The organism is Anabaena sp. UHCC 0399 (genome assembly GCF_034931465.1).
GTDB classification, from domain to species: Bacteria; Cyanobacteriota; Cyanobacteriia; order Cyanobacteriales; family Nostocaceae; genus Trichormus; species Trichormus minutissimus.
This window is the reverse complement of sequence record NZ_JAYGGZ010000009.1, coordinates 1-19,277: the sequence shown is the minus strand read 5'-3', so window position 1 is coordinate 19,277 and position 19,277 is coordinate 1. Positions and strand designations below refer to the sequence as shown.

At 40.1% G+C, this 19,277-nt stretch carries 14 protein-coding genes and 1 pseudogene; 2 read left to right on the top strand and 13 right to left on the bottom strand.

Going from position 1 to position 19,277, the window contains the following annotated elements:
- The first annotated feature begins 9 nt into the window (after window positions 1-9).
- Complete coding sequence (gene purT, locus VB693_RS06935) at window positions 10-1,185, top strand: formate-dependent phosphoribosylglycinamide formyltransferase (protein WP_323265618.1); 1,176 nt, start codon at window positions 10-12, stop codon at window positions 1,183-1,185.
- Between the two features lie 217 nt (window positions 1,186-1,402).
- On the opposite strand, the gene VB693_RS06930 is transcribed toward purT, so the two are convergent.
- From VB693_RS06930 to VB693_RS06895, 8 genes are all read right to left on the bottom strand, one after another.
- A complete protein-coding gene (locus VB693_RS06930) occupies window positions 1,403-3,085 on the bottom strand; it encodes a sodium:solute symporter family protein (RefSeq protein WP_323265617.1) in 1,683 nt (560 codons plus the stop codon).
- 9 nt (window positions 3,086-3,094) lie between these two features.
- A complete protein-coding gene (locus VB693_RS06925) occupies window positions 3,095-3,349 on the bottom strand; it encodes a DUF4212 domain-containing protein (RefSeq protein WP_323265616.1) in 255 nt (84 codons plus the stop codon).
- A 376-nt stretch (window positions 3,350-3,725) separates the two neighbouring features.
- On the bottom strand, window positions 3,726-4,157 hold the full coding sequence (locus tag VB693_RS06920; RefSeq protein WP_323265615.1) for a DUF6006 family protein: 432 nt from the start codon (window positions 4,155-4,157) through the stop codon (window positions 3,726-3,728).
- A gap of 221 nt (window positions 4,158-4,378) precedes the next feature.
- Window positions 4,379-4,597: a toxin-antitoxin system HicB family antitoxin gene (locus VB693_RS06915; protein ID WP_323265614.1), complete on the bottom strand. Its 219-nt coding sequence runs from the start codon at window positions 4,595-4,597 to the stop codon at window positions 4,379-4,381.
- 6 nt (window positions 4,598-4,603) lie between these two features.
- A complete protein-coding gene (locus VB693_RS06910) occupies window positions 4,604-5,026 on the bottom strand; it encodes a putative toxin-antitoxin system toxin component, PIN family (RefSeq protein ID WP_323265613.1) in 423 nt (140 codons plus the stop codon).
- Window positions 5,027-5,286: 260 nt separating this feature from the next.
- The gene (locus VB693_RS06905) at window positions 5,287-5,715 is read right to left on the bottom strand and encodes a hypothetical protein (RefSeq protein WP_323265707.1); all 429 of its coding nucleotides are present in this window, start codon (window positions 5,713-5,715) and stop codon (window positions 5,287-5,289) included.
- Between the two features lie 276 nt (window positions 5,716-5,991).
- Entirely contained in the window at window positions 5,992-6,210 is a 219-nt protein-coding gene (locus VB693_RS06900; RefSeq protein WP_323265612.1) for a hypothetical protein, read from the bottom strand.
- A gap of 1,109 nt (window positions 6,211-7,319) precedes the next feature.
- A complete protein-coding gene (locus VB693_RS06895; protein WP_323265611.1) occupies window positions 7,320-10,892 on the bottom strand; it encodes an NB-ARC domain-containing protein in 3,573 nt (1,190 codons plus the stop codon).
- Window positions 10,893-11,502: 610 nt separating this feature from the next.
- Between VB693_RS06895 and VB693_RS06890 the strand changes: the two genes are divergently transcribed.
- Window positions 11,503-12,111, top strand: coding sequence for a site-2 protease family protein (locus VB693_RS06890; RefSeq protein ID WP_323265610.1), 609 nt, complete (start codon window positions 11,503-11,505; stop codon window positions 12,109-12,111).
- 274 nt (window positions 12,112-12,385) lie between these two features.
- Here VB693_RS06890 and VB693_RS06885 read toward each other — a convergent pair whose 3' ends face one another.
- The 5 genes and pseudogenes from VB693_RS06885 to devC form a co-directional block, all read right to left on the bottom strand.
- On the bottom strand, window positions 12,386-13,786 hold the full coding sequence (locus VB693_RS06885) for a hypothetical protein (protein ID WP_323265609.1): 1,401 nt from the start codon (window positions 13,784-13,786) through the stop codon (window positions 12,386-12,388).
- A 174-nt stretch (window positions 13,787-13,960) separates the two neighbouring features.
- Window positions 13,961-15,223, bottom strand: a complete 1,263-nt coding sequence (argJ, locus tag VB693_RS06880; RefSeq protein WP_323265608.1) for a bifunctional ornithine acetyltransferase/N-acetylglutamate synthase — start codon at window positions 15,221-15,223, stop codon at window positions 13,961-13,963.
- 618 nt (window positions 15,224-15,841) lie between these two features.
- Window positions 15,842-17,317: an Asp-tRNA(Asn)/Glu-tRNA(Gln) amidotransferase subunit GatB gene (gatB, locus tag VB693_RS06875; RefSeq protein WP_237991647.1), complete on the bottom strand. Its 1,476-nt coding sequence runs from the start codon at window positions 17,315-17,317 to the stop codon at window positions 15,842-15,844.
- Window positions 17,318-17,492: 175 nt separating this feature from the next.
- Window positions 17,493-18,218, bottom strand: a pseudogene (locus VB693_RS06870) (DevA family ABC transporter ATP-binding protein).
- A gap of 29 nt (window positions 18,219-18,247) precedes the next feature.
- A partial coding sequence (gene devC, locus VB693_RS06865; RefSeq protein ID WP_323265607.1) for an ABC transporter permease DevC occupies window positions 18,248-19,277 on the bottom strand: 1,030 nt, incomplete at its 5' end.

Here is a 19,277-nt window from a genome sequence, read left to right as displayed (position 1 = left end):
GACAAGTCAATGATTAACTCCATCAAACTCCCCCAAAAACTCATGTTATTGGGTGCAGGAGAACTCGGCAAAGAATTTGTAATTGCAGCGCAACGGCTCGGTAATTATGTGATAGCTGTAGACCGCTATCCTCATGCACCAGCGATGCAAGTTGCTGATTGCTGTGAAGTCATATCAATGCTGAGTGCTGATGATTTAGAAGCCGTAGTCACTCAGCATAAACCTGACTTTATCATCCCAGAAATTGAAGCAATTAGGACGGAGAAACTGCTGGAATTTGAACAGCGAGGGATTACAGTCATCCCCACAGCAGCAGCGACTAATTACACCATGAACCGCGACAGAATTAGGGAATTAGCCCATCAAGAATTAGGCATTAGAACTGCTAAATATGGTTATGCAGTCAGCTTAGAAGAATTAATTTCAGTTGCCGATCAAATTGGTTTTCCTAATGTGATTAAACCTGTGATGTCATCCTCTGGAAAAGGGCAATCTGTAGTCCAAACGAGAGATGAAGTAGAGAAAGCGTGGAATTATGCGATCGCAAATTCCAGAGGTGATAGTCAAAAGGTAATCATCGAAGAATTTATTAACTTTGAAATTGAAATTACCCTACTCACAATTAAACAGTGGAACGTCCCCACAATTTACTGTTCTCCCATTGGACATCGGCAAGAAAGAGGCGATTATCAAGAGTCTTGGCAACCCGCAGAAATATCACCAGATAAAATATTACAAGCCCAAGAAATAGCGAAAAAAGTCACCGATGCTTTAGGAGGTGCAGGTATTTTTGGTGTAGAGTTTTTTATCACCAAAGATGAGGTAATTTTCTCTGAACTTTCTCCCCGTCCTCATGATACGGGCATGGTGACATTAATTTCTCAAAACCTCAACGAGTTTGAGTTACATCTGAGGGCAATTTTAGGCTTACCCATCCCTCATATAGAATTGTTGGGGGCTTCAGCTAGCGCGGTGATTTTAGCTTCAGAAAAATCAGACTCTATCACCTTTACGGGTGTAGCTGAAGCTTTGTCAGAAAAAGATGTAGATATCAAATTATTCGGTAAACCAACCACCCATCCTTATCGTCGTATGGGGGTGGCTTTAGCTAAGGCTGATAATGTGCAAGAAGCTAGAGACAAAGCGACGAAAGCCGCCAGTAAAATTCAAATTATTAGTCAATAGACAAGTCGCTTCTCTACGTTCCCTGCGGGACGCTTCGCGTTCACGCAGTGTTCCGTAAAGCCTGCGGCATAGCTACGCTTAGGGCGCGGCCTCTCTTAGAGAAGGAAACGCGCAGCGTAGCAAAGACAGACGCTATGCGAACGCTCCAATTCAAAAAAGGTCAATAAGGACTTTAGTCATAAAAGAAGGACTAAAGTCCTTACTACGAACTTACTCTTTACTCCCCAATTCCTATCGGTTGTGATTCTTCTTCCAGAGACGGAGAACGTAAATCTTCTACCATCGCTTGAATTTCTGCGGGGGGTGGTGGCGTGACGCGAGAAACTACCAGCGTCACCGCGAAGTTAATTAGCATACCTAAAGTACCGATACCTTCAGGAGATACACCAAAAAACCAAGGCTGCATTCCCGCGAACTTGACCCCGATGATGTAGACAATGGTAAAAATTAACCCTGTCAACATTCCAGCGATCGCACCTTCGGAATTGGTACGCTTATCGAAGATGCCCAAAACTATGACTGGGAAGAAACTAGCAGCCGCTAAACCAAAGGCAAAAGCTACCACTTCACTCACAAACCCCGGCGGATTTACACCAAAGTAACCAGCCAACACCAGGGATAACCCCACCATAATCCGCCCGACAAACACCCGTTTTTGTTCCGAGGCGGAAGAATCAATAATGCGGTAGTAGATATCATGGGCGATGGAACTTGATATAACTAGCAACAAACCGGATGCTGTAGATAAAGCCGCCGCTAACCCACCAGCAGCTACCAAAGCAATCACCCAAGGCGCAAGGTTAGCTATCTCTGGGGTAGACAGGACAATAATATCCCGATCAATTTTAATTTCGTTGGTGTCTATACTGGGAGTCAACTGATAACGCCCATCTTTGTTTTTATCTTCAAATGTCAGCAGTCCAGTTTTTTCCCACTTTTGCGCCCAGTCTAACTGCTGTACTTCTGTGACTGTTCGATCGTTTAGAGTCGTAATCAAGTTATAACGAGCAAACATCGAAAGTGCGGGTGCTGTGGTGTATAAAATGGCAATGAATAATAAAGCCCAACCAGCAGAAAACCTGGCTGCACGTACACTTTTAACTGTGTAGAATCTGACAATAATATGGGGTAAACCAGCAGTACCTACCATTAAAGCAATCGTGGTGAACAGTACATCTAACATGGACTTGTTCACAAAGGGCTTAGTATATTCTTGAAACCCTAAATCTACCTGAATTTGATTGAGTTTCGTCGCAACATCACTAAAGGTAAATGCTAACTGGGGAATGGGATTACCGGTGAGTTTCCAGGCGATCGCGATCGCCGGAATCAAGTAAGCTAAAATCAACACACCATACTGGGCTACTTGTGTCCAAGTAATCCCTTTCATCCCTCCCAACACCGCAAAAAAGCCGACAATCACCATCCCGATAATGACACCGGTGTTGATGTCTACTTGGAGAAAACGGCTAAAAACAATGCCCACACCGCGCATTTGTCCCGCAACGTAGGTGAGAGAGACAAAAATTGCTGCCACTACTGCCACCAAACGAGCAATATTAGAATAATAGCGATCGCCTACAAAATCTGGCACTGTATACTTACCAAATTTTCGCAGATAGGGCGCGAGTAATAAAGCCAGCAACACATAACCGCCAGTCCAACCCATTAAATAAATAGAACCGTCGTAGCCGAGAAAAGAAATCAGCCCCGCCATAGATATAAACGAAGCCGCAGACATCCAATCGGCGGCGGTAGCTGCACCATTAGCAATGGAAGGGATACCTTGGCCTGCTACGTAGAAGTCTTTGCTACTTTTGACTCGTGATTGCCAGCCAATATAAATATAAGCAACAAAAGACAGTCCAACTATGAGAATCGTCCAAATCTCAACTGACACAGTTTTACCTTACTTCTTAATATTATATTTGCGGTCTAATTTGTCCATCTGCACAGCATAAATGAAAATCAACGCTACAAATACCAGGATTGATCCTTGCTGTGCCATCCAAAACCCAAAAGGGACACCAAAAAAACGTAAGTTGTTCAAAGGTTGAACTAGCAAAATACTAAAAACTATGGAAACCAATCCCCAAATAATTAAAAGATTGCGAATTAAAGCAGTATTAGCGCGCCAGTAAGACTGACGCTCATGTTCATTCATATTTTTCTAGCGTAAGTGCATCAAAAATATTACCAATAAATCAGTAGTGATTACACTTGGCTATCTTGTATATTTGTTTCTAGTTTTTAAGAAATACAGTTTTTGTCAGGCTCGTTATACTCATGATGCGTGATAAGTAGAACGGCGTAAATAATTAAAGGTTTGTAGTAAGGACTAAAGTCCTTACTACAAACTCGATCACAATAACTTTATATTACTTAACATGGTTAGGTTTATTCCCACCGACTTACTTACGCACTTCTGATGAAAAGTGCTGAGTTGAAAGTGCTATTAGCGGAAGCGGGGCGTTGAACAGCGTACTCTTTTTCTGACTCAGCACTCAGCACTGAGTGCGGTAAAATAGTAGATACAAGTATTATCTGCGATTGCGACATTGTAATGGGTATCGATTGCCCCGCCATGTTGTCCAACCATCTGCGATCTTAGTCCGACTGTTGTATCTGAGATACCAATTATCTTGCTCTGCTCCTAAATAACGAATACCTAAATCCTGTCTTTGTCTGCTGGAAGAACGCTTTCCTAGCGGAATCCATGCACTACCATTATCACTAAACCTCCCAACAAGACGGACTCCAGAAGTAGTAGAGCAGACACCACCACTGCAACTAGTTTGTGGATTATCTACAACTTTCCATTCCATTTGGGCTGGTCTACCGTCAATATTACAATCCCACAAACCAAAAAACCATTCACCAGCAATTTGACCAGCTTTAGTAGAACTAGATCCCAATACTAAACTTGCCGAAACAATTGCCAAACCCAAAAGCGACTTTGTAATGTTTTTCATTATACGTTACTGATACATATGAGTGAATCTGTATCTTCTATTCACTCATATGTATCAGCATTGCTGTTTATGCAACTAATTAAGACTTGGAAACTTAATATTTCTCTATTGCGAAAAGGCACATTAGACATCTCCAAGTTTTGAAAGCATTGAAATGCTGCAATTGCTGTCCTAGCTCCTCGGATACCTCAACAGTGATTTGCATCATTGTGCCATAAGCTCTATTCTTTCAAATTATCAAGTTTAGCTAGTATTCTCAACCCTTCTTCTGGATTACCAGTTGCAGCCATTGCTTTAAATCTTGTCTGGGTATCAAATTCTGCTAAAGCTATAGTAGAAAGTTCTTCAATCAACTTATTAACACTAATGCCTTTGGCTTGAGCAAGTTCTTTTAATCTGTTGTGCTTATCGTCTGGTAAACGAATAGTTAAAGTTGCCATTTTGGTTTAACTCCTAATAATTTCTTCGGGTGTTAATATTGATAAATTAGAAAATAGCAATTCAGCATTTTGGAAATCTTTGACATTGTGAGTGGCAATAATTCGAGCATTTCCCGCCACTGCTAATTCAATTAAGTGATTATCAGCTTCGTCTTTTAAATTAGGTCGCCATAAATAGTAAATATAAACCCATTGACTTACACTCATTAATGATGCAAGTAAAACAGAAATTTCTTCAGTAGTTAAAGGGCATTTGGCGATAATTTCTGAGCGATGAATAACTGATTCATACTCTGAAAATAAAGCATTTCCCATCAAAGACTGATATTCTCCTTTCAAACAGCGTCGGATTATTTCTCGACTAGAACCTTTAGAGCTAATCAGCGCACTAATAAAAATGCTGGTATCAACTACAATTTTAATCGCCATTTAGCCATGATAGCATATACGCTATCATGAAAATTCTAACCGAAAGAATTTAAAGCGATCGCCAGAGATAAATATCTTTAATATCGGGCAATGTTTAGCGACAAGCAGCTTTGCGTATACACACTTTTGCAACTAACGGTGCAAATATTGCGATGGCGTTCCGCCCAGCGTAGCTGATTGCACCGCTATAGGCGATGTCTAGAACGATGCTCTCCCTACGCAATATTTGCACTTTACAAAATTTATGTCATGGTGTGCATCTAACTTGTCGCTACTCTGTTGTTTCCATTTCCGTTACTCTCTACATTGGCAACAAATAATGGTTGCTGTGAACTAGAAGTTGGTGACTCACCTCGCAGTCCCTTACGGCGTTGATTCTTCGGAATTCCTCCCGCCATGCCATACTCTACACTGCTTTTACCATATAGAACACCAACGCCCATCAGCATATGCTCTGTCATATCTCCTAACTCACGCTCTGTTTCAAGCATTTCACGATACAACTTATCTAGGTTAGAAAGGGCGGTATTGTATGCGTTTTCTTTAGCTTGCATTGTCTCAATTAAAGTTGAAAAAGTAGGTAAGGTGAGTCCATTACCCACATCTAAATTCGGATGAATTGAGTTCATACCAGCTGCACGACGCACGGCTTTTTTTAACACTGGAGAGCTTCTTTTTTTACGCATGATACACACTTTGTAAAATAATACGGTTAATATTCTTTACCTTAAATAATATCCGTATCGATCAGCCTGAGAAAATTTTGGCAAATCTGCAACAACTTTTGCTACACGCAATAGTTGCTATAAATGCGCGAACTACTGAAATGAGAGAGCAAACTCCGGTTTGCTTGCGGAAAACACCAAAATGAGTTAACAAACTGGAGTTTGCTTGCTGAATCTACTGAAATGAGAAAGCATTTGCAGCAAATGAGTTAACAAACTGGGGTTTGTTTGCTGAATCTACTAAAATGAGAAAGCATTTGCAGCAAATGAGTTAACAAACTGGGGTTTGCTTGCTGAATTTACTGGAATGATAGCATTCCGTCCAGCGTAGCTGATCGCACTTGTGGTGATGAGGTTAATGTAGGCGATCGCTTTTGGTGATGGGGTTGATGTGGGCAATGTTTGGCGACAAGCCGCTTTGCGTCTACGCAATTTTGATGATGAGGTTGATGTAAGCAATGGCGTTCCGCCATCGCTCTCTTTTTTTTTACGAAAGTCTTAAGTTGAAATTAACTTGCTAAAGTTGCCTGGTGTGAGTAAGGGAAAACACGCAAACTATAAAAGAAATCCTTGAATCAGCTAATAAGCTTGTTTTAAATATCGCGGAGAGTACCGTCAGATTCGATTGTAATCATATTTTTGACAAGCTAAATATTAGCGACACACTAAGTAGAAAAAAGGAAAAATGCTTATGAAGCCAGTAATTTTAGTTTGTTCTCTATTTGCTGCTCAGATAGCGTTAGCACCAGCTTTTGCTATTCCAGCAGGAAGCTACACTCGGTCTTGTATAGGTATTGTAGAATCAACGTATCGCCAATATGGGAAAAAAATCGGTAGGTTGTCAGCACTTTGTCGAGATCAAAATGACAAACCAGTAAATGCACACTTAGACAATTATCATACTTGTTCAGATATTTCTAACAATAATGGGAAATTAGTTTGTATTCGCTCAAGTCGACCTCAAAGGGTTCGCTCAAATCAACCTAGACCTGGAAGGGCTCGTCGCTCAAATCAACCTCAAAGGGGTGGCTTTGGGACTTATAGGAGTTAATAGCTTGAAGAATAATCCTTTAACAAGGATGTCTTAAATATTACGGAGAATACCGTCAGATTCGATTGTAATCATATTTTCGACAAGCTAAATATTAGCGACACACCAAGTAAAAAAAAGGAAAAATGCTCATGAAGCCAGTGATTTTAGTTTGTTCTCTATTTGCTGCTCAGATAGTGTTTGCACCAGCTTTTGCTATTCCCGCAGGAAACTACACTCGGTCTTGCAGAGGTATTGAAGAATCAAGATATCCCATAAATAATGGCATTTCTAAGCAAAATGGGCAATTAGTTTGTCTTTACTCAAGTCGACCTCGAGGGGGTCGCTCAAATCGACCTCCATTGGCAGGGGGTCGTCAGAGTTGAAACTTTATCAACCGATTCTCTAACCCTATCTGACACGCAGCAAAAAATGCAAAAAAGTGTAGACTGCATCATTGTGGACGGCGTGCTTAAATTTTGTATCTTCGATAAAGATACAAACTGAAACTGGTAAATTTGTGTCACTACCATCTAATTTACCCGACACCATCCACCGCCCCTAAAGCCAAAAGAGCCGATCGCTGCGCTGCTGTTAACCCAGTCACACCCCTGATATTCATCCCTTCATAGAGGCGATCTACCTTCAGGGTTTTCATGCACTCACCTGTTGCTACATCCCAAAGCTTAATTACATCATCTTGACTAGTACTGGCTAAGATATTACCTAGAGAATTAAATTTAACCGAGCATACTCCACTACTATGACTATGCAAAACTCTGACACAGGTAAAGTTATTGAGATCCCATAAGCGAATTGTTTGGTCAGAACTGGCAGATGCTAAAGTACAACCATCAGGGCTGAAACTGACTGACCATACACCAGCTTTATGTCCCTGCAAGACTTTTATGCAAGTAAAGTTATTTCTATCCCACAATCGAATTGAGCCATCAAGACTGGCACTAGCGAGTATTTTTCCATCTGGACTAAAACTCACTGACCAGACTCCATCAGCATGACCAGGCAAAGTTGCTATAGATTTACCTTCACCCACATCCCACAATTTAACCAAGCAGTCTCCACTACCTGTAGCTAAAGTGTTGCCATCTGGACTAAAGCTAACTGACCAGATTGCATCCGTGTGACCTTCTAGGTTTTTTATACATTTACGCTTGTGAATATCCCACAGCTTCACACTCATGTCCCTACTAGCACTAGCCAAGGTTTGACCATCTGGGCTAAAGGTAACTGATGTTACTCCACCGCTATGGTCGTTAATGGTTGTAATACAATGACCAGAAATAACATCCCAAAGTTTAATACTTTTGTCATCACTGCCACTTGCTAGTAAAAAACCATTAGGACTAAAGCTAATTGACCATACCCAATCTGTGTGACTTTGGAAAATTTTAGTACAGTATCCAGACGCAATATCCCATAGCCGAACCAAAGCATCAAAACCACCTGTCGCCAATATACAATTATTAGCGTTAAAACTGACCGAATGCGCCCCACTGAAATGACCCTGCAAAATTCTCACGCACAGACCTTTATTTACATCCCACAAACGTACACTCGAATCGCTACTGGCACTAACTAAGGTTTGATTATCTGAACTAAAAGTGACTGAGAACACGCTACCAGTATGTCCGTGGAAAATTTTAATGCACGTACCTTGTTGCACGCTCCACAACCTTACACTTGAGTCATTACTAGATGTAGCTATGGTTTGACCATCTGAACTAAAGCTAACTGACCACACCCAATCTTTATGACCGTGGAATGTATTAGTGCAAGTACCTTTACTCACATCCCATAGCCGAATAGAATGGTCACTACTGCCACTGGCAAGAGTTTTACCATCTGGACTGAAGCGAACCGACCATACTCTGCCAGTATGACCTTGCAAAGTTTTTATACAGATACCTGTACTGGCATTCCATAAGCGAATATCATAATCTAGACTACCACTTGCCAGAGTAGAACTATCAGGATTAAACCTGACTGAACATACCGCACTAGTATGACCATGCAGTGTTTTGAGACACTTACCTAGACGGACATTCCACAATCGAATTGAAGTGTCTTGACTACCACTTGCTAGAGTTTGTCCATCTGAACTAAAGCTGACAGAACAAACAATATCTGTGTGTTTATCTAAAATTTTTAGGCATTCTCCCGTTTGTATATTCCATAATTTGACCAATCCATCATGACCACCACTTGCCAGGGTTTGCCCATCTGGACTAAAAGTAACTGTCCAAACCCAACCTTTATGTCCCTTAAATCTCAACAAGTTTTTTCCATCCGCCACTTGCCACAAATGAATTTGCCCACTTATATCACCTGTAGCCAACAGTTTTCCATCTGGACTCAAAGCAAGTGAATAAACACTCTTCAAGCTTTTAGCAAATACAGACTTATCAAAAGCAGTATTTTGGAAATTAACTTCAGCTAAATTGACACACTGTAAGTCCGCTTGCCAAATGTTCAAATTTGAGAAGTCATACCCCTGTAAATTTATTTGCAAATGCGCTAACAAATTGAGGACATTGCCTCCCGCATACCCTGCTAATAGTGCAGGTTGATGTCTTTGCTGTTCTATTACATCCTGCAACAACATTACTAGCTTTTGTTGATTGCCCAACTCTATTAACAATTGCTCTAACAAGGGTCGCACAATTAATTGCTTTTGTGTTTCCCTAATATAATCTTTGCTTATTGCTTTGATTAAAGCATGGGTTTGAAATAAGCGTAAACGGACAGTTTTTTCTCTTACTAATTCTAGACAAACTTGTTCAACCAATCGCTGTGTGGCATATTCCATCACAACTGGTTGCAGGAAGAAATGCTCGTCGCTTTTTTCAATTAAAGAACGTTGTAATAAGGATTTAATTGCTTGCGGTAACTTACCTTTAGAAGAAGATGTCATGACATCAGCAGCTAATTCAGCAAAGGATACTGGCTCTCGATTAATTGCCAGCCAGTACATCACCTCTTCTTCTACCGCAGACAAACGCTGGAACTGCCGTTCTAATAAATCACAGATGTCATCAAAAATTAGTATCCCCTGTTCCACATACTGCAAAACAGGGGTAATCTTACCATTGAAAAGCTCTTGAGTTCCGGCTGCGACCATTTTGAGAGCTAAGGGATTACCCCCATAATGCTTGATGAGTTCTTGCCATTCTTGTTCTGTACCCGTGAATTGTCCTTTTTGCTGAAATAACTGTTGTCCCTCAGTAGGATTTAATCCTTTTAATGGGAGCGATCGCACTTCTGTTCTGTCTCCTTCTAACGGTACAATTTCTCTGGGTTTTTCTCTAGAAGTAAACAGAACACAACTAATATGGGGTACTTCGCCAACGCGCTTGAGTAATTGACCATATCCCTCGTAACCAGGGCGATATTGCCCTGCTTGCCCACCAGAGAGAATTGTCTCAACATTGTCTAAAATCAGCAGACATCGGTTTGATTGCAAACATTCCATCAGTTTCGATAGTTTGCCATCAAAACTTTCAGGTATCACCATCTCCTTTCGCAGCACCCACAGCAAAAATTGCAGTATGTTGGTTAAATGCTCCTCTACTGGTGGTGCATTTAGTAGGCTACGCCACACTACTACCTCAAATTCTGCTTGAATTTGCCATCCTAACTTAACTGCTAAAGTGCTTTTGCCAATACCACCAATTCCTAGCAGTGCGATTAGACGACATCGTTCTTCTAATATCCACTGTCGTAACTGCAATAATTCTTGACTGCGACCATAAAACACAGATAGATCCGGTGCTTCTCCCCAGTCATACTGAGGATTTGCGCTGCGGAGTGCGGATTCTGGAGGGTTGGGTCGGGTATAGTCGTCTTTACACAACTCTAAATTAAAGGCAGCGAAGGCAGACTGCAACGAACTTTTATCTACAGATTCCGATCGCCCTAAAATTCTGGATATAGTGTGTAAGGCTAAACGTGTGCGATCGCTCAGTTCTTCTAAGGAAAAGCAATCTCCTGCATTTTCAGCAAACTCGGCTTGAGTTTTGGCGGCTTGAAATTTATCCCAGCCTTTCAGGGTGAGGATTACACCCCGCTTACGTCTGTTTGGTTGCTGTTTCATCAACGTCACTTTGGGAACTGAACTTCCGCTTTGTCTAGCACAAGTGCATTAAAAATATTACCAGTAAGCCGTGATTACACTAGATAGTCTAGTATATTTATTCATTTTTTTATTAAATTTCAGGAAACTACTAAGTATTAAAAATCACGCCTTCCCCTTTTAGATTCAATACGGCGATGAATGTAATTCCATACCGCAATTATAATTTTTGCCACAAAAAATTTATGATTATTTGCGTATTAATCACTAGTGATTATGCGATTTTAGATGCCATGTAAATCTATTTTTCCAACATTGAAAGCAAAAAATATACCAAAAAATACTCTGGTAGCTACGTGTTTATTTGTTTAAGATTTGTATCAATGGATATCATTGCATAAATGGGGCATCACCAACATATAGAAGTTATGTATGAAACAACAATTAAACAAAAGTAATTCATAGGACATGATCGTATTGCTGTTTTGATGCTGCGATCGCTCATTTCTAGTTTTTGAAATTACTGAATATCTAGTCTTTGCCTTAATTGAAGCTTTATCACCACCTAGCTTGTATTTTCTAGGGGTCAATTAATGATGAATTTTCACTGAAGTAATACTACGGAAAAATTATGTTTATCGAAACCCTGATCACTGAACCAATTCTTTTTTTTCGCATCGTTGTCATTGTGATATTGTCTGTTACTTTACACGAATTAGCGCACGGCTGGGCGGCGATGAGTCAAGGAGATAACACACCACAAAAGACTGGTCATCTCACTCTTAACCCTGTAATTCATATGGGAGTAGAATCCCTCATATTTCTCTGTTTGACAGGTATAGCTTGGGGACAAATGCCTGTTAACCCTGCTAAATTTCGTTCTCCCACATTGAGCAACATTATAGTATCTGCGGCTGGGCCACTATCCAATCTAGCTTTAGGTATTTTATTTATTGCTTTACTCAAATTTTTTGCTAACCCGGATAGTCCAGGAATTTTCAGTTTCGAGTTTCTTTATTTAGCATCTCGGATTAATTTGACTTTGTTTCTATTTAATCTGTTACCAGTTCCGCCACTTGATGGATTTCATGTTTTCAGTGAAATTTTTCCGCAATTAAAGCCATTACAACATACAAATTTTGGAATTTTTGCCATGATGTTGTTATTTATAGTCCCAGGTGTTGGTACAGGATTAAGTAAGATTGCTGAGTTCTTTATTTCTGTAACAGTTGGATTTTAATTATTCATTAATACATTGAAAATTAAGTGCAATTATATGACAATATAGTTCAGTTAGAGCAATAAGGTGTGTTAGCGACAGCGTAACACACCTTACTTATTTAATAATTCCTTGACTGAAGTTAAACTGTTAGCTAAATAACTTATTTATCAGCACAATCAATAAACATAGGTTGGGTTAAACGCACCGCAAAATGTATCTCAGCAACTAAATACGGATATTGATGTTGGGTTTCTTTCTGTCAACTCAACCTACATTTTTTTGCTTTATCAACTTATTTTTTGGCACAAGTTTGAGCCGAAATTATTGTCCGTGTAGAATAACAACTCGGTTGAGCATATATGCTAATAATGCTATCACTAACTACAAAAAAATGACCTTCTTGCTCATACTTAGAAACCTGTAAATCAGGATATTTTCTCACAATTTCCGTTGCAGTCATAGCTGGTACTGATATTTCTTTAGGTAACGTTCCAGTAGCACCAATGTAAAACACTAAGGGAGAAATTTTTTCTTGATAAATTTTATCTGTATATTTTTCAAGCTTAGTTTTAGCATCAGTTAATGCTGTTACCATTATTTCTTTACTCACACTATAACCAGAGAATTTATCTTGTAACAAATGTGCTAAACTACTAGCACCTACTTTAGATAAAGTTTCTGCTACTATTCCGTAATTTTCGATGCCTAAAAAGTCATCAAAAATCACTTTCATCAACTCATCTACTTTGGTTATTTTGACGCGAGATGACAGTAGCTTATGTCTAAATGCGAGATTTTCTTGAAAAGCCATTGTAAAATTAGGCTTAGTGAAAATTTCGCCAGTCTTTTTGTCATAAACCCGATACATCTTATCAAGGAATTTGTTGGCAGAATAAAACTTGCTGAGATTTAAAATATCTTTGCTGCCGATATCAATTTTATAACTTGTCTGGCAATCAAGTGTACCATTAGTTATTGCTTGTTGACGGCTTGTGTATGTGTTAGTTGTGGGGAAATTAATGTAAACATGACTAGAAATGTAGTGTTTTTTTAATTCATCTAACTGAGGTTCTACAAATATATCTGATTCTCCTTTGAGATGAGCCGCAATAATACTAGAGATTACCTTTGTTTTAGCTAATTCATCAAACAAACCATCAATATTTGGACACGCAAAATCTTTAGTTACTAGGGGTAAATTATCCAGTTGAATAGTGTATTCCCGATGGAAATCAAATTCGACTGCATCTAAAATGTCTTTGAGTAATTCAAAAGTTTTTTTGCTGCTAATCTTTATTTTCAAAGACTGAATATTAATTTTACCATTACTAACAATTGTGTAATTGTTAAAGGTGTGTAAGTCATTAACTAGCAACCCTGCAACTTCTAAAATCGGTGTTGTATCATCAGACTTTACTAGCTTAACTTGACGTTGAACTAGCATATTAATTGTGGCAGTATTGCGATTAAACTCAAACTTACCCATACGAACATACTTTGCATTATCTATATACTCTGTTCGTAACCAAGGCTGAATAAGTTCTCCATTGGCATCCCTGACACCTTGAATCCGTTGAATACCTGTTCTTTGATAATTTTCTTGTAAATGCTTGATGTTTATAATGATATTGTTGCTGTTTTCTGTCAAAATATCTATGAATTTTAACAGGGGCATTTTGTCATTATTTGACATAATACTTCCTCTAGAAATAGCGTTTTTTCTGTCGATTGCGAAGCCCCGAACCCGAAAGGCTTCTTGAAGAGATTAATTGACCAAAGCTAATAGTACAATTGTACCATAATATAGAAAATTTGGCTAGCGATCGCTAGCCAAATCAAAAGATTTCTGAGTCAATATAGATAGAATTTACGTGGTGTACTCAGCGTTGATTTTCACGTAGTCATAACTTAAGTCACAACCCCAAGCTTTACCAGTACCGTGACCATTCCCTACACTGACAGAGATTAGGACTGTATCCTCTTTGAGATATGCACCGGCGGCGGCTTGTTTTAAGTATGCGCTGGCGGCGGCGCGGTCAAAGGATTGGGGTTGACCATTTTCAAACAGGAGAAAATCTCCTAATTTAATTTGTAGATTTTCTTGCTCAAAGGGTACATCTGCACGTCCGGCGGCGGCGGCGATGCGTCCCCAGTTGGGGTCACGACCAAAGATTGCAGATTTAACTAAGGATGAACCGGCAATGGTTTTGGCGATTTGTCTGGCTGAGAGTTCGTCATGTGCGCCTGTGACTTGCACCTCTACAAGACAGGTTGCACCTTCACCATCACGGGCGATCGCTTTGGCTAAATACTGACATACTGCTGTTAGCATGGCCTCTAATTTTTCGGCTTCTGCACCCATCTCAGTAATTGCTGGGGTGCGGGATTCCCCATTGGCTAAGGCAATTAAGCTATCATTAGTGCTGGTGTCACCATCTACAGTAATGGAATTGAAGCTTCTATCTGCCGCCCTACTTAACATTTCTTGCCACAAATGAGGCGAAACGGCTGCGTCACAGGTGACAAAGGCTAGCATGGTAGCCATGTTGGGATGGATCATGCCAGAACCTTTGGCAATGCCACCAATACGGACTGGGCGTTGGCGTAGCCCGCCGGAAGCATCGTTTATAGTTGTTTCTAGAGCAATAGATTTAGTTACCAAATCTGTAGTAATAATTGCCCCGGCTGCTGTATCTGAACCAGTGTCAGAGAGTGCTGCTACTAATTTGGGAATCCCACCCCGTAAGGCATCCATTTTAATACGCTGACCAATTACCCCAGTAGAAGCTAAAAGAATCAATTCGGGGGTAATATTTAACTCTTTGGCTAATAACTCCGCACTTTCTTGGGCATCACTCACACCTTGGCTACCTGTCGCGGCGTTAGCTTGTCCCGCATTGCAGAGAATGGCACGCGCAATAGCTTTACTTTGCAAGTGTTGGCGACAATAATCTACACAGGCGGCTCTAACTTGGCTGGTGGTGAATACACCAGCTGCGATCGCTTCTACATCTGATACTATCAAAGCTAAATCAGGCAATCCCGAAGGTTTTAACCCTGCGGTGATACCTGCCGCCCTATATCCTTTCGGTGCTGTAACTCCACCAGTAATTTCCTGCCAGTCTGCCATTTTTCCCACCCTTACAACTAATTAGCAGCTTGACTGGCGATTATACCAATTAAATAGTGCTGTTAGCGGTAGCGCGGCGTTTAGCCAGTGCTGAGTGATGAGTGGGGAGTGCTATTCACACTTTTCTATCAAAAAAGGAGAGCTACTTGGGCAGCTCTCCAGATCATCAGGGTGCATCTACTTAGCACAGTATACCACTTCTGCACTGAGGTGTAACACCCATTATTTATTTTTTGTATAAATAATATTAAGAAATTTCACTGAGGATACTGAAATCATGATCATCAAAATTATTGATGGTAGCTTTAATTACTATTGACGCAATATCATTCAAGAGTTCTTGTATCATGCTCATCACAGTAGAGGTGACACGCTAATCAACAAAGGTATTCAATTATTCAGTTTGGTTTACAGGTCTATAATGTTTGCAAAAAGTTGTCAACTTATTACCTACAGGAAACCCTGGGTTAAGAAACAAGGAGAGTCTTGGGTAACTCTCCATATTATCAGGGTGCATATAATACAAACAGAATAGCTTTTTAAGTGTCAGAGTTAACACTGCCTTTTCTGTAGATTTGGTAAAAATATTGTGAAGAGATGACTGAGAAAATACTTAGATTAGCCATTCAGCTTCTTTTCTACCAATTCGTTCGTTAGTTTGGGGTCAGCCCGTTTGTTGGTCTTTTTCAAGACTTGACCGACGAAAAAGCCCTTGAGGTTAATGTTACCGTTGCGATATTTTTCTAGTTCTTTGGGGTTGGCGGCGATGACTTCCTCAACGATGGGTTCTAGTACACTAGAATCTGTAATGAGTTCTTGACCTGCAAATGCTTTTTCGGGAGATAACCCTGTCAGCAAGTCTGGTAACTTTTGTTTGGCTTGGGCGTTACTGATTTTGCCGCTTTCAATCAGCTTAATCACCTCAGCCAAGTTAACGGGAGTCAATCCAATTTCAGTGATGCTGAGTTTTTGCTTGTTGAGGTAGGCGGCGATATCTTGAGTAATCCAGTTAGCGGCTGTTTTGGGATTTGCGCCGGCGGCGATTACGGCTTCAAAATATGCAACTACAGAAACTTCCTCTGTCAAGACTCGCGCATCGTAAACAGAAAGCCCCAATTCAGTCTCGTAATGCAGGCGTTTTTGGGCTGGGAGTTCGGGTATTTCACTGCGCCATTGAGTTAATTGTGCTTCTGAAACCTCAATCGGTGCTAAGTCTGGTTCAGGGAAGTAGCGATAATCGCTAGAACCTTCCTTAACCCGCATACTGATGGTGCGTTGTGAACCTTCTTCCCAGAGGCGGGTTTCTTGGACGATGCGTTCCCCAGCTTCTACGGCGGCAATTTGACGTTCAATTTCGTACTCAATTGCCCGTTGAATGGCGTTGAAGGAGTTCATATTTTTAATTTCTACCTTCGTACCAAATTCTTTTCGTCCTACGGGACGCACTGAAATGTTCACATCACAGCGTAGAGAACCTTCTTGCATATTGCCATCACTGACACCGAGATAGCGCACAATCCGGCGTAATTCTTGGGCATACTCTGCGGCTTCTTGTCCAGAACGGATATCTGGTTCAGAAACAATTTCTACCAATGGCACACCTGCACGATTGTAGTCTACCAAAGAATAGGTAGAACCAGAAAGGCGATCGCTGCCTGCGTGGACTAATTTACCTGCGTCTTCCTCCATGTGCAACCGCGTCACCCCAATTCGTTTGCGCGTGGGGTTTCCCTCTGCATCTACTAATTCAATTTCTAACCAACCATGTTCCGCAATGGGCAGGTCATATTGAGAAATTTGATAATTTTTCGGCAAATCAGGATAAAAATACTGTTTACGGTCAAATTTGCTATATTTAGCGATTTGGCAATTTAACGCTAGCCCTGCTTTAACCGCATATTCTAAAACTTTTTGGTTAAGTACAGGTAAAACGCCTGGTAAACCCATACATACTGGGTCAATATTAGTATTAGGGTCAGCACCAAACGCTGTAGAGCTATTAGAGAAAATCTTAGTATTCGTACTTAGCTGACAGTGGGTTTCTAGACCAATAATCGCTTCATACTCAGTTTTTACACTCGTAGCAACAGTCATAATATTACAAATTCAAGAAACTCACGTAGATTCTTATTTTAACTCTGAGAGCGTAGGGATTGGGGACAAATCAATTCAAAATTCACTCATCATGCCCTCGAACGAAGTGAAGGGTCAAAATTCAAAATTAAATAACTGAGGATTGGGGATTGGGGAAGATAAAGAAAAACTTTTATTAATGATAATTCTCTGTTCTCATACTTGTAAATCCTGCTAAATAACCATCTTCCATGTGAATGATGCGATCGGCAATATCTAAAATTCGGTTATCGTGAGTGACTAATAAAATTGTACAGCCTTGCTCTTTGGCTAATTGCTGCATTAAATTGACTACATCTCTTCCTGATTTACTATCTAACGCAGCTGTAGGTTCATCGGCTAATACTAGTTGAGGATGATGCACTAAAGCCCGTGCGATGCCTGCGGCGGGCTACGCCTACGCAACTCTTTGTTTTTGTCCGCCGGAGAGTCCATCAGGATAGTAACTTAGTCTTTCTCCTAAGCCAACTGTGGTTAACATAGCGGCGGCTTTGGTTTGTGCTTCCTGAAAAGAAACACTATTATTCATTTCAAACGGCATTTGGACATTTTGTTGGGCTGTGAGAAAACCCAATAAGTTATGAGATTGAAATATATAGCCAATATTGCGGCGCACTTGTACCATGTCATTTTTACTTGCGCCCCGAAGTTCTTTGTCTAAGATTTTTAGGCTACCTGATTGTACAGAACGCAAACTACCAATCAGTGTCAGTAAAGTCGTTTTACCTGAACCAGAAGGGCCGGTCATGATGACAATTTCTCCCGGTTTTATTTCTAGATTGATATCAAAAAGAATCTGCTTTTTGAGCGAACCTTCACCATAATAGTGATTGAGATGAGAAATAGCGATCGCAGATGACATAATAATTTGTAATTCCAAATAACAAACAACTAAAAAATGTCAGCAGGGTCAGCCGCTTGTAATTTTCGCATGGCTATAGATGCTGAAATGGTACACATCAAAGTTGTGAGAATAAATATAAATATGGCTCTATCTAAAGTCATCATTATTGGTAGTAATGTTGCTTGACGCGTAATCATATATAACCCTTGAGAAATCGCAATTCCCGGAATAAAGCCGATGGCTGCTAAAATTAAGGCTTCTTGAAAGACAATGACTAGTAAATATCTATTTTTGAAACCGATGGCTTTGAGTGTTGCATATTCTGGTAAGTGATCAGAAACATCGCTATAAAGAATTTGATAAACAATCACTGCACCAACTATAAAACCAATAATTGCTCCTAAAGTAAAAGTGAATCCTACAGGGGTGCTAGTGTTCCAAAAGCTTTTTTCCTGAGCGATTAACTCTTGTTTAGAGAGAACTTTGACATCTGTGGGTAAGTTGGCTTTCAAATTAGCAATTACCCAATTTATATCTGCTCCAGGTTCTAGCTTAATTAGTCCAAAGTCTATTAAGCCTTGCTGTCGTCTTTTGTTAGAAAATAAACGCAGAAAATTTACATCACTGGTAATGATATTGCCGTTGATGCCAAAAGATGTTCCTAATCCGAATAAACCAACAACATTAACTTGACGATTGTTTAATTCTGTGGTGACTTGCTTTTCACCTTCAAATTGAGAAACAATCGTACCAAATTCTTGACGAGAACCACGATCAAATAAAACAGTATCTGGTTCTCTTAGAAAGTTTAAATTTTCCTGTACACCCGGTAAATTAACTACTTTTTCTTCTGGATTAAACCCAATAGCGAAAATTTGCCAAGTCTGTTGATTATCAGGATTTTTCCAGGGAACTGAATCTAAATATATGGGACTAACTGATTGCACACCTGTAAAACCTAATGCCTGATATAATCTCCGTTGCGAGAATTGATCAAGGGAAATCAAAGCCTTATAGCGAGAACTAACTAGTACAATCTCACCTTCCAAACTGTTGTGAAGTTGTACTGCACCATCA